Source organism: Pseudomonas fluorescens (assembly GCF_001648775.1).
Taxonomy (GTDB): Bacteria; Pseudomonadota; Gammaproteobacteria; order Pseudomonadales; family Pseudomonadaceae; genus Aquipseudomonas; species Aquipseudomonas fluorescens_M.
The window spans coordinates 1-13,700 of the sequence record NZ_LVEJ01000040.1 but is presented as its reverse complement, the minus strand read 5'-3'; the positions used below and the strand labels follow the sequence as shown (position 1 = coordinate 13,700).

At 56.1% G+C, this 13,700-nt stretch carries 3 protein-coding genes and 1 pseudogene; 1 reads left to right on the top strand and 3 read right to left on the bottom strand.

Going from position 1 to position 13,700, the window contains the following annotated elements; genetic code table 11:
- A partial coding sequence (locus A8O26_RS28940) for a filamentous hemagglutinin N-terminal domain-containing protein (RefSeq protein WP_155740700.1) occupies positions 1–861 on the bottom strand: 861 nt, incomplete at its 3' end.
- A 428-nt stretch (positions 862–1,289) separates the two neighbouring features.
- Here A8O26_RS28940 and A8O26_RS28935 point away from each other — a divergent pair.
- Positions 1,290–2,484: pseudogene (locus A8O26_RS28935) on the top strand (IS4 family transposase).
- Positions 2,485–2,616: 132 nt separating this feature from the next.
- Here A8O26_RS28935 and A8O26_RS28930 read toward each other — a convergent pair.
- The gene (locus A8O26_RS28930) at positions 2,617–2,925 is read right to left on the bottom strand and encodes a hypothetical protein (protein WP_064121007.1); all 309 of its coding nucleotides are present in this window, start codon (positions 2,923–2,925) and stop codon (positions 2,617–2,619) included.
- Between the two features lie 4 nt (positions 2,926–2,929).
- The coding region (locus tag A8O26_RS29905; protein WP_064121006.1) for a DNA/RNA non-specific endonuclease at positions 2,930–13,700 on the bottom strand (10,771 nt) is incomplete at its 5' end.

Genomic DNA, 13,700 nt, shown 5'->3' with positions numbered 1-13,700 from the left:
CTTCACCCCGACGCCGGCCTCGGTGCCGACCAGTTTGATCGCGCCGGCATACATGCCGCCGAGGGCCGAAGAGTCGATGGCCAGTTGCGGTTTGCTGCTGCCGTCGTCGGCGCGCGCGGTGGCGTTAAGGGTTTGTGCGTTGACGTCGTTGCGACCGGCGACGATCGTCAGGTTTTGCGCCTGAAGTTGCGCGTTGATCTTCGCGCTGCGAGTGATGATTTCGAAACGGTCGACATTGGTCGCGTTAAGGCCCGCGCCCTCGATGGCCACCGAACCCTGATCGACCTGAAAGCGATCCAGTCGGCCGTTATCGAGCACTGGTTTGCCGGTGGTCAAGGTCACACGCGGAGAGTTGATGAAACCGCACCCGTTGCAGGTAATGCCGTAAGGGTTGGCGACGATCACCCGCGCCGACTGGCCCGCCACTTCGGTGTAACCGCGCAACTGGCTCGGATTGCCGCTGATGACTTCGTTGAGAATCGCCTGCGCCGAACCGCTGTTTTTCAGGTTCGGGTTGTCGATGATGTGGCCGCCCAACTGCGTGATCGTGTTCTGGGTCGAGCCGTTGTTGAGGATCAGCCCCTGCGCACCGACGTTGTAGTCGTGGAACTGGTTATGCGACAGACCGCTGGCATTGGGCGTGGCGATGTTGATGATCGGCACGCCGTTGCCGGCGCGATCCAGCGAGGTATTCGGATTGGCCACCACGATGCCGTCGGCCTGCGCCCACATCGGTTGCCAGAACATGACGTTCGCCAGCAGGAACGCCAGTCCGCGCTTGGGCATGCCCAGGAAACGTTCGTGGTTTTTTTCGGCAGCAGAAGGCTGACTGGCCAGAAGAGCCAGTTGAAGGACGTCCATATCAGAATCTCGGGGCGGGCAACGGTCGGGGGGGGAAATCCACGCAAAAACCGACCGGCAAGGCAGACGACGTCAGCGGATGCGATCGTTCAGGAAATAAGCGAATGTCACGTCGACGGCAGGCGGGCTAGGCGCGACGAAGCAGTGATATCAATATAGTGGCATTATTGTAGAAAGGCATAATTCTGGCGTCAAACAATGGATGAGGCTTGTTTTTCGCGATACCTGATCCGAATGGGCTGCCTGCCGAACGTCGCGTTCGGCTCAATAAATTCTGGATAAGTGGGGACAGGCCACATCTTTAAAAGTGGTCTGTCCCTGAGGAATCCCCGATTTTTCTTACGGAAAATCAAGAAGTTGGAATATTGAAGCGACCTGCATGAGTCGGCAACTTGGTTTGCACCACACAAATACAAGAAACCGAACCCATGCAGGCCATCCGATTTTTACACAGAGCGCTCGCTCAAGCACTGCCCTCTATCCATTCTCGCCGCCTGACATCACTGATGAGTTGTGTCAGTTCGTTACTGCATGGACGTCGCCTGACACTGACCGCTCTTGGGCGCTTCATGAAGGGGCGTGCTTACCCCAAGCATTCGATCAAGCGCGTGGATCGCTTGCTGGGCAATCAACACTTGAGGTCAGAGCGCCCATTGTTCTATTGGGTAATGCTTCGGGCATTGCTGGGTTCGTTGAAGCATCCTTTGATCCTGGTCGACTGGTCTCGAATTGACGCTTCAGGCACAGCCTTTTTGCTGAGAGCATCGATCCCTCTGGCGGGGCGTTCATTCCCTGTTTATGAAAGCGTTCATGAGCGAGAGAGCTGCCCCAAGTATCAAAATCGTCTACTCAAAACACTGGCTGAATTGCTACCAGATGGCTGCGTTCCGACTCTGGTCACCGATGCGGGTTTTCGGCGACCATGGATGAAGGCTGTCGCCGCGCAAGGCTGGTATTACGTCGCGCGGATAAGGAATCGCGAACTTTATCGTCGCGATCAAACTGACTGGCAACCCGTGAAGAATTTGTATGCATTGGCCGCCGCCTCACCCAAGGCACTTAGCCGTGTCGAGATGACGCGAAGCGCCCCACACTTCATCGACCTGTACTGCGTACGACACTGCGCCAAGGGCCGCCAACACCAACGCGTTACGGGGTCAATTGCAAAAATACAAACTGAGTCGACAATCCGCCAGACGCGAGCGTGAACCATGGTTGCTTGCCAGCAACCTGGCTCAGGACGAATGGAATCCGGCAAAAATCGTGGCAGTTTACAAACGCCGTATGCAAATTGAGGAGGGCTTCAGGGATGTGAAAAGTGAGCACTTGGGATTGGGTCTGAATCTACATCGAAGCCATTGCCTGCATCGTATTGAGATACTGCTGTTGATTGCCGCTCTCGCCAATTACCTGCTCTTTTTAACGGGACTTCAGGCTCGAAAAAGTAACCTTGAGCGGCGCTATCAAAGCAACAGGCTCAGAGAAAGACGCGTGCTCTCATTGTGGCGACTGGACCTGGAGTATTGGCGTAAATGCATAGAGTTCGGAGGCAGCGGAGACTGGGAAACATTGGAGAAAGCTCTGCGTGATGAGGTGCATCATCAGGCGCAGAGCCTGGAGTAGATTTGTGGGGTTCCCTCAGGGACAGACCAAGTTTTCGGAGTAAAAAAGAGACAGGCCACGTTTTCAGAATACCTTCTAAACGTGGCCTGCCCCGAAAGCGGGTGATCTGGCGATCGCCAGCTTTCATGTTTCTCAATACTCAAAGTCGGTGGAGACTTTGAGATCACTGTCGAATTTCATAACAAAACAGCGCCATCTGCCTCCCGTATGCGCATACATCACTTCATTCAATCTGGAAACCAGTTCCGAAGCCTTGGACTCACATTCGTCGGACAGGAATACCGAATGCCGAACACCTTCTTTACGATAAGAAAAGCTTGATTCAACCCAACTCTCCTCTACGTCAGTTTCGGCTTTATAGGTAATTTCCTCACAAGACTCCGGCGCCTCTGCATAAATCAGTGAAGCCAGATCATTCAAAATTTCCAGTTGCTCTTTCATAACGCTATCCACCGTTCTTGTTCTGGAAGCGCCTTGTTTTCGCTTCACCTTCAATTGTGTACTTTACAACCATCGAGTCCGGCCTTGCAGAGCCGGCCTCCGATCGTTGGAACTGTACGCTGACTGGCCCAACTGCCTTACCATCCTTCAGTGAAACTCGCAACTCATTCTCAAATTTCTTATAAGCCGAATTGTTGAAATTACTATCCTGCGGGAACAGATTGTATCTGTCACACGTACCTCCTAGCGAGCAGGCCTGGATATGCCCACCCACGTCCGTCGGCAGCCCTTCTTTACCGACAGCTGTCTGTCGCGAATCTCGCGGGACTTTGACCAGCACAGGCTGGAAAGTAATGTTGTCAACAAAACCAGAGCTATTCGTGCTGAAACTGGTGCCATTGGAAAGTTCATATTGGGAGTTCGGGCGAGGATTGTTCAGTTCGTCAAATTCCGGCGAACCTTTGATTGCCTTGGTCGGGTCGACCGATATCGTTTTAGTCTCCGAACCACCCAAAGCATTCTTCACGCCATTCTTGATCATCAACATGCTGCCGGCGGCCGCGCTCGCCAGCATCGAAATCCAGCCAGCCTTTTCAGGCGAAACACCTTGAGCCTGAAGGGCAAGCTTTGCCTGCGCCTGCTGCAAAATCGACGACTCTGTCAGGTTTTGCAGAATATAGGCTTGCAGATCAGCTTTAATACTCAACGGGATACGCGAGTCCAGCATCAACTTTCCGAGCCGCTCGGTCAACTCGTCCCGTTGATCAAGTATCTCAATATTGTCCTTGATGCATTGTGCAGGCGTTACATCACACGAATGCTTTAACTCGTCCTGGTTAATAACACTCAGCTTTCTGAATTTTTCGCGTACAAGTTCACAGTTGTTATTTTTTTCGCAGTTCGACGCATCCTCGACCAACAGGTCGATCTCTCGGTGTTTAAGCGAATTATAGAGTGTGGCGTTGGCTGCAACCGCGGCCGCAATCCCAGGATCGCTTTCAGTGATCGCAGCCGTCAATACGCCCACCAGCTGCGAGGCGGTCAATAGCTTCGTTACGCCTTCCGTATAAGCCACGGTGCCCGGCTCAAGATCTCTGGGCAGCAGTTTGTCCGCAAGAAAGTCCACCAGCATTTCATTGGCGCCGGCGGCAATTGCACCGCTGCGGAAATCGCCGCCCATGGCTTCCGCCATCAAACCACCCAGCGCGGCATGCATGACGACTTTGGAGATTTTTCCGCCTTCAAAGACTGTTATATCCCCAATCTTGAAGGCACTCGCTGCCCCGCCAATGCTGACTGCCGAACCCAGAGCCGACGCCACGAGGTTATCTTTCAGACTGCCCCCAGTCACAGCAGTCTTCGCCAGTGCATCGAGCGCAGCCTTCACTGCAACGGTTTGAACACTGGGCAGATCAAACTTCAAATCGGTGGGTGTATAACCAAACTGGGATGCAATGCCCGCAGTGACACCAGCAAGAACGAACGCCTTCAAGTTTGCGGAAGAAAAGACATCCTTGAGCGTTGCTCCCAGGTCGCCCTTATTGTTGATTGCGCTGGCGGCAGCTTGACCGACAGCCGCCGAGAAAGCGGCAGTCGCGGCGGCGGATGCTGCGGCGCCAACAGCAGCTGCGGTGGCTGCAGAAGCTCCTGCGGCAGTTGCAGCACCGGCGGCGGTCTCACCGGCAGCCGTTCCGATCGTTGCCGCCGTGGTGGTGCCAGCCGTCAATACGGTGACGACAATGACCACTGCCAACATCGCTGCCGGCCCCATCCCTGAGTGGCTGTATTTAAAGGAGTCGTGGGTTTCTTTTATCAGACGCCAATCCACATCCCCCCGCTTCTCGGCATCTTTGAGCCAGGCCAGGCCAGGATCCGCCTTGACCATTGCGTCGATTGTCTGACTGACGGTGTTCTGGTTGATGTCCTTGATATCAATGTTCAAACCGTCGACGGCATGAATCATTACATTGCCATTGGCGAACAGTTCAGTCTGTCGCAGCGTTTCGTCAGTATTGCCGCGGCCTTTGGACGAGTTCCAGGCCATGCCATTCTTACTTTTCGTGTGGCTTTCCTGATGAAGGTCTTTCACACCTTCGAACGTGATAGCGCCGCCGCTGATCAGCGAAATATCCTTGCCACTGTCCAGCTTTGCCACTTGATAACGCTGATCTCCACTACTCACCAGCGTCAGGTTGCCGCCAGAGGTAATTTCGGTTCCGACATGTTTTACATCGGTCACTTCATCGCGCTTGGTCTTACCGGTACCGAAACTACCCTTCTTCTTCATGTCGTAAAGGGAGTAGTCGCTGTCCTGCTCAGCCAGCAGTTGCAGGTTACCGCCTGCCACCAGATAGGCTTCGTCCCCGGCCTTGATTCGGCTTGATACCAGCGTCATATCCGCACCGGAGTTCATGGTGAGGTCGCCGCCTGTCGTAATGGTTGAGGCGATCTGATCGACGTGATCTTCCTGACGCGTGGTTTTGCGAATCTTGGAATAGGTATGGCTTTCATCCGCCGCAGACGTGACGAACAGATTCTCTGTCGCGACGATCGAGGCATCGCGTTTGACGTTGATATCGCTGGCAATTACGGCTATGTCCCGGCCGCTGCTGAGAGTCAGATCGCGACCAGCGTCGACCGTCGCGCTCAACTGTTTGGTGTGATCGTTCAGGAAACGATATTGACTGTCCGCACTCCGATCCTGCACAGACTTGATATTGATATCGCGAGTCGCGTCGATGTACATGTCACCGCCGCTCTTCATCACGCCACCGGCATTGGTAAAATCACGACCGGCCGAGACAGTCAGTTCGTTGGCGGCCTCAATACGCGCAGCGGTGTCGACGAAATCACGGTGCTGGGTCTTGCCCGGATAACTGACATCCATCCCGGTGACCGTACGTTCGTTGATCACATCGCCGTTTACAGCAACGATGTCGACATTACGCCCCGTAATGATCCCTCCCGCCTTGTTCACCATGTTTTCGGTGGCCAACAGGTCCACTCGACCACCCGCCTCGATCAGGCCACTGTTGACCAAATCCTTGCCCGCCGTCGCAGACAAATCATTGCTTGCACGCAACGTACCGGAGTTTTCCAGGTTCTCCCCGGCAATCAATGTCACATCCGAGCCTTGAATCAGCGCCCCGTTCGGTGCCAGGCGATTGTTGGCGTTGGCCAGGTACAACACCGGAACCAGCACTTTTTCGCCATTCACTTCGTGCTCTTCGAGCCAGACGATGTCGTGGGTCAGCGCGGCAACCTGCTGCGCGGTGAGAGTCACGCCCACCGACAGGTTGAGCTGATCCTTACTGGCAATGGCGTTGTTCATCAGATATTTGAACAGACCTTCATCGCTGGTCTGGCCGTCGATATATCGCTGACCGGTACGGGCAACGACCGCCTGTTGTACCAGGCGTTGCTCATACAAACCGTCGCCCAGGCGCTTGGCGCTGATATCCGGGTCGTAACCGAGTTTGCCGAGCAAGTAATCTGAGCTCATGAACGGTTTCAGATTGGTCAACACCGGGTTGGTCTCGATCAGGTACTTGTGGCTGTTGCCAGGCACCCTGGTGTCCGGTAAGCCACTGACGCGCGGGACAGGTCGTGGATCGACCAAACCTTTCATGTCGCTTACCCGACGCACTGTACCGAGATCGAGCGTGGCGGTATCGATGCTGACATCGAAGGTACTTGCGGTACCATCCGTCCTGGTCGGTGTTCGGCGAACGGGGTCCACCGCTCGCTCACTGGTGGACACGAACTTCGCACCTTCTACCTGCAAATCACGGGGTCCGCCGACGGTGCCGGCAACGAGACGGTCTTCGCCGTGCACGCTTTCACCGCCCACGTTCCAGGTCGGCGACGGTGACACGCTAGCACTTGCCGAACCGCCGCTTGCGCCCTCCCCGCTCAAGCGGAACAGCCCGTTCGCACCCGTCGGCAACGAGAAACCCGGCAGGCTTAAAGGGTTGACCTGTTGCTGGGAAAGATCCGGTGGCAACTGACTGTTGAGGTGCACCAGCAGTGGCTTACCCGTGCCACCGCCCTGAGTGTTCTGGCGACGGTCGATGCCGGCGCTGAAACCGTAATCCTGATGAACTACGCTGTTGATCAGGGTCTGGGTGGCGGTGATGTTGACCTTGCCACCGGCCTGAACCACTGCATTTTGTATGGCCCCGCCATCACGGGAAACTTCGGTATCACTTTTGGGGGTCAAGTTTGCCAGTGCTACCGGAATCGAGAGCAGATTGTTCGAGTCGTACTCCGAATGCTGTCCACTGGCCGGGTGTTGATAGGCGCCATACTTCATGAGCTTCTGACCCGTTTCAGCGTCGACCAGAATATCGCGGACTTCTTCACTGCCCTTGCGGTAGAACTTTTCCAGGCCGTGTTTGCCGGTACGGAACTGTCCGGCGTCATCCATGTAATGGAAGGTCAGCGGACCGTTGTCGTTGCGCTGGTTGTACTCCCAGACATCGCCACGCATGAAGCGCGAATATGTGCCATCGGTAATGCCCGGCATGGTGTAAATGCGCGTACGTTCGATAGTACCGGCGGAAGCGCCGATGTTGCTGAAGTTAGTGGCATTGATGGTGATGTCTCGCGCCGCTACCACTTCGCTGCGGCTATTAAGAAAGTCGCCGCCCTTGAAACTGAAGTTACCGCCCGAAGTCAATTTGGCGCCCGGTGACTGATCGGACACCCCACCTTCGTAGATTTCCTTCAGACCAAACTCGACGTAATAGGTATCACCGCTGCAATCGTTGCATTTGGTGGCGATGAACCCGGACACCAGTTTGCGCGACACTTCAAACTTGTCGCCGCGGTTGTTCAGCGTCGTGGCATTGATCGACATGTTGCCGACGCTCTCCAGCGTCCCGGAAATGTTCTCCAGAATGCTAGCCCGATCGGCACCGTTATAACCCTTGATCGTCAAATCGCCCAGACTGTAAAAGTCACCATAACTGTTGGTCAGGCCGGTGACCTCCAGATTGGTGTTCTGACCACTGAAAATCAGACCTCGATCGTTGGCCAGATTGGGGGTCTTGATCATGACCGCCTGCGAGCCGCCCAGGGTACCAGTATTGTTCAGGCTGCCGGCCTCGACGGTCAGGTCTGCGTTGGAGGTCAGACGTCCGGCGTTGCTGAGTAAACCGCCAATCTTGATCTGCGCTATGCCGCCACTGGCGATGCTGGATGCAGAATTCAGCATCAACTCTGCCGCGGAGATATTGGTGCCGGCGACGCTCGACAAGCGACCGTTACCGCTGTAATTACCGCCCAGTTGCATATCGATGTCGCCGTCGCTGGCGATCAGACCATCGTTGATCCAATGACCACCCCGTGCCTGCAAAGACTCCGAAGCGAGCAGTTGTCCACTGCCCGTCTGGCTGAACGTCCCGACATTAACGCTCAGGCGACCGGCCTGAATCACACTGGAGTTGTTCCAGCTATTGGCGTTGAGCTCCAGCAGACCGCCCGTGGTAATACCGCCACCGGCCCCGATGACATTGGCTGTGGAAATATCAAACTTGCCACGGCCCACATGGTTTATTTGGCCGCCGGCATTCAGGAAGCTGCCGACGTTCAGGGTCAGATCCGTGTTCGCGGTTTCCAGGACACCGTTGCGGTTGTCCAGCAACCCACCAATCTGAAAGTCGGTTTTCCCCGAAATCCCGAGGGCGCGCAGACGGCCATTCTGGTTATCAACACTGGCGGCCTTGACGGTCAGTTGCGAATCACTTTCAGCAATACCGCCACGGTTGATCAGCGCTCCGCTGATATCCAGATCAATGCGATTACCGGCGATTTGTCCGCTGGTATTGTCAAGGCTAGTGCCCGCGACATCCACCAATCCTTTTGAGTACACCACGCCACTGCGGTTATCCAGTGCGGCGGTGGTAATGCTGGCGCCTGTCGTTTGCGCTGAAATCCGCCCACCGTTGTTGTTCAGTCCTGCCAACGCAGAAAGTGTCAGGCTCTGCGCCTGAATGATGCCTCCCTGACGGTTGTTGTTGAGGTCAAAGCCGTTGCGCAGCACTCCGGCCGTGCGTGCCTCCAGCGCGCCTCTGAGGCTGGAGAGAATCCCGCCACGGTTGTCGATGTTGGCGGCTTTGATAAGCACATCGCCGTTCTGCGCGATGACTTTGCCGCTCTGGTTGTCGACGTCACCGCTGACATCCAGTGTCAGCGAACTGTCGCTCTGGATCGAGCCTTTACCGTTGAGCAGGGTGGCCGCTTTCAGTTGCACATCGGAATTCTTGCTGTAGATCAGGCCGTCAGCATTGTTGCTGACGGCGCCCGTGGCGGTGATCAGCAACTGATCATTAGCGGCGAGCGTGCCCTTGTTGCTGTTGTCCAGCGAACCCGTGCGCAGGTCCAGGGTTTTCTGGCTGGCGAGTTGGCCGTTCTGATTATGCAGATTGGTCACGCCCTTGATCAGCATCGGTCCGGCGCCAGCCAGTTTGCCGGCGTTGTTGTTCAAGTCGCCGCTCAAGTTGAGGTTGATCGCGCCGTTGCTGGCGATCTGTCCGCCACGGTTGTCCAGGCTCGAAGCCGTAGCATTGATGGCCTGCTGCGCATTGACAGCGCCACCGACATTGGTGAAAACCGTGCTGACGATATCCAGCGCCCCGCCACTGGCAATCAGACCATCCTGGTTGTTATCAAGCGCGCCGCCCAACGTCAGCGTCTGCCCTGCGCCACTGCTCAGATTGCCTTTGTTGCTGTTGTCCAGACCGCCAGCCTTGACGGCCAGATTGCCCTTGGCTACCACCGCGGCAGAGCCGCTGTTGAGCAGAGCGCCAGTGACATCAACAGTGACATCGGCATACTTGCTGGACAGCGTGCCGCCGTCGCGGTTATCGAGGCTGTCACCGCTGACGCTCAGCCCTTGCCAACCGGACAAGAGGCCTTTCTGGTTGACAAGGCGAGTGCCGCGCACCAGCAGTTGTTCGCCGCTGATGATTTTACCGGCACTGTTGTTGAGCGCAGTAGCGATCAGATCGAAACCGAGGTTGCTGGATATTTCGCCGCTCTGGTTACTCAGGTCACGCAGCCGTTTGAGGGTCAGCGGGCCTTTGGCAGTGAGCAGACCGTTACGGTTGTCGAGATCGCCGCCGACAAGGTCCACCGCGATCGCACTTTCACCCAGCAGACGTCCGCCGTTTTGGCTTAGCGAACTCAGCCTTAGGTCGATATCTCCCTTGGCCGAAACTTCGCCATCGTTGCTAGAATCGAGGCTTGTACCGGTCACTGCCAGCGTGCCCTGGCTGTTGATATAACCCCCGTCGCGGTTGTTCAACACCATGGCATCGAGGGTCGTGGCCGTGACACCCAAGAGTTGACCGCCCTGGTTGTTGAGTTCCGCACTAGCGATATGCAGTGCTTGCGCAGCACTGATCAGCCCGCCGGTGTCATTGCGCAGCAGGCCGTCCACGCCGAGTTCAAAGTCACCACGACTGACCAGACCGCCACCGCTGTTGTTCAGGCTCGCGGCGCGTGCATCAATCGATGCCGCGCCGATCAGACCCTTGATGTTATCCAGCACTGCGACAATGCGAAGGGTCAGTCCCTGGTTGCTCAAGAGCTTGCCGTTGCTGTTGTCCAGACTTTGCGCGGTCAGAGTGAAGGCTTCACCGCTGGAGATTTTGCCGCCCTGATTATTCACCCCCTTGAGTTGTTTGAGCAGCAGTGTGCTGGGCGCATTAATCAAACCATTCTGGTTATCCAGTTGGCCATTATTCATGTCCAAGCTCAGGCTGGTGTTGCTCAACAGTTTGCCGTTCTGCTGATCCAGACCGGTCACCGATGCATTCAGTGCACCTTGGCTGCCGATCTCGCCACCCGTCCGGTTGATGACCTTGGTGGCGACAAGATTCAGGGTTTGTGCACTGCTGAGACGACCGCTACTGTTGTCGAAATCACCGGTACTGACAGTGACCGCACCTTTACCACTGAGGGTGCCCTGCTGGCGGTTATCGAGGCTCTTGCTGTTGAGGACAAGGGCGCCATCGGTAATGATTTTGCCAGCCTGGTTATCGACGCTGCCGTGACTGTCGAGCGTCAGATCCGCCGCACTGGAAACGCTACCCCCTGTATTGCTCAACTGAGCGGCATTTACGACCAGCGTTGCTTCGCTGCTGACGTTACCCAGGTTGTTGTCCAAAGCACCACTCAACGTCAGGTGCATGTCTTGCTGACTGAGCACTTTGCCGTCGTTGTTGGTCAACGACTGCCCTTGCAATGTCAGTCGCGTGCCAGAGCTGATCAGGCCGTTGTTGCGGTTGAGCAGATCATCGACTGCGAGCACCATCGCGTTGCCGCTGAAGATCTGCCCGCCATCGCTGTTATCAAGCTTTTTAGCGGTGACGTGAGCATCGCTGCTGGCGCTGATTTCGCCACCACGATTGTCCAGTTCATCGACTGTCAAGGTCATGGTTTTGCTTGCTCCCAGCAATCCCTTCTGACGGTTATCGAGCGCATCGGCGCTCACTTGCAGTGCGCCAATGGCGATCAGCTGGCCTTTTTGGTTGTTGAGGTTTTTTACCTGAATACGGCTATCCGACTTGCCGGCGATACTGCCACCACGATTGTCCAGGCCATCCGCTGTCAGCGTGAGTTGACCGTCGGCAATGAACGTACCGAGCTGGTTATCCAGCGTTTTGTCAGTGGTCAACAGCAACTCGCCGCCACTGTTGATTAGGCCTTCGTGGTTGTCGAGGCTGTCGCTATGACTGTCCAGCGATGCGCCGGAGATAACGCCTTTGATGTTGTTCAATGCTGCAGCGATGCGCAGTGTCAGACCTTGTTGGCTGAGCAATTTGGCATCGCGGTTGTCCAGATCCTGAGCGACCAGCTCGAAGGCTTGCTGACTGGAAATTTCACCGCCCTGGTTGTTTACACCCTTGAGGTTTTTCAGCAACAACGTGCCGGGGGCATTGATCAAACCCTTCTGGTTGTTCAACTGACCGTTGTTCATGTCCAGGGTCAGAGTGCTCTTGCTGAACAGCTCACCGCCCTGTTGATCCAGCGCGGTTACGGAAACATCCAGCACTTGCTGACTGGCAATCCGCCCGGCAGCATTGTTGACCTGAGTCGCATCGAGTTTCAGAGATGCACCGCTGGTCAACTTGCCACCCTGACTGTTATCAAGCTTGCCGGTCTCGATCAGGCTGTGGTCCTTGCCGAAAATCAGTCCTTTCTGGCTGTTATCGAGGCTGGCGCTTTTGAGGGTCAAAGTGCTGTCGGTACTGATCGAACCGGCCTGATTAAGTAGTGCGGCGCGACTGCTGACCAGCAATTTGGCGGCGCTGCCCAGATTACCGGCGCTGTTATCGATCCGCCCGGCATTGATGGTCAGCATGCCTTCACTTGTGATGATTCCGTGGCCGTTGATCAAGGCGTCATCAAGGGTGATCACTAAAGCATTCAGGCTGTTGAAAGTGCCGCCGCTGTTGTCCAGCGTTCTACCAGTCAAAGTCGTTGTACCTTGCGAGGTCATCAACCCTTTGCTCTGATTGATGAGTCGGGTCACGCCCAGTTCAAGGTTACTGCCCGCCAGAACTTTACCGCCATCGCTATTATCCAGCCGTTGACCTTTGATGCTCGACAGCAGATTGCCGGAGATTTCGCCGGTGCGGTTATCCATGTCATCGACCGCGAGCGTCAGCGCTTTTGTTGTGCCGACCAATCCGCCATTGCGATTATCAAGCGTCTTGCCGCTCAAACTTAAATTGCCTTGGGCAACCAGCGCCCCACCCTGCTGTTGCAGCAGACCGATTGTTGCGATCAGATCACCTTGGCTGGAGATCCGCCCGCTGGCGTTCTGGACGTTGTCGGCCGAGAGGTTAACCAGGCCAACCGCGCTGAGCAGACCACCGCTGTTGTCCAGACGCACGCCGGCGTAAGTCAGCCCAGCCTTGCCGCTGACCAAACCTGTTTCGCGATTGTCCAGACGGTCGATATTCAGTGTCAGTAGTTGATCAGCCTGAATCACCCCGCCACGGTTGTCGGCGACAGCACTGCGTAGTGCTAGCTTGCTCTTGCCGATGATTTTGCCATTGCTATTGTCCAGGCTGCCGATCTCCCCATCGATAGCACCCTTGGCCGAGATTTCACCCTTGTTGCGGTTGTCGAGCAAGCCGCTGACACGCACGACAAGACCGGCATCACTGACCAACACACCCGCATCGCGGTTATCCAGACTGGCAGCTCTGAGATTCACTGACTGACCGGAGCCGAGTACACCATTACGATTATCCAGCGCACCGCCAAGATCGATATCCAGCCCCAGATCACCGAGGATCTGGCCGCCACGGTTGTCCACTGTAGATGCGTTCAGGCGAGTGGTGCGACGACTGGAAAGCTCACCGCTGCTGTTGTTCAGTTGGTCGATGGTGGCGGTCAAATCGCCGGAGCTGTTGATCAGCCCTTGAGCGTTTAATGCTTGGCGGGCTGTCAAACTCAGCGCGCCGTTACCAAGAACCTGCCCATTGTTGCGATTGTCCAGCGTAGCGACGTTGACCGCTGTGGTTTGTGCGCTGAGCGTACCGCCCTGGTTGTTCAGGGTTTGCGCCGCGTTGACCGTCAGGTTGCGGCTGGCGGTGAGGCTTTTGCCAGTGTTGTCGAGGTTCTGCGCAGTGAGGCTCAGATCGCCGCTGGCATTGCGGCTGCCGTCGGCGTTGACGCCGGCTTCGATGACGCCGGCGTTGGTCAGTTGGCCACCCGCGCTGAGGTTAATGCTGTCGCGGGCCGCGAGGGTCTGGCGGTTG

What these genes read in the sequence shown, in the direction of transcription:
- A8O26_RS28930 (WP_064121007.1), bottom strand. Translation starts at nt 2,925, where the DNA reads ATGAAAGAGCAACTGGAAATTTTGAATGATCTGGCTTCACTGATTTAT.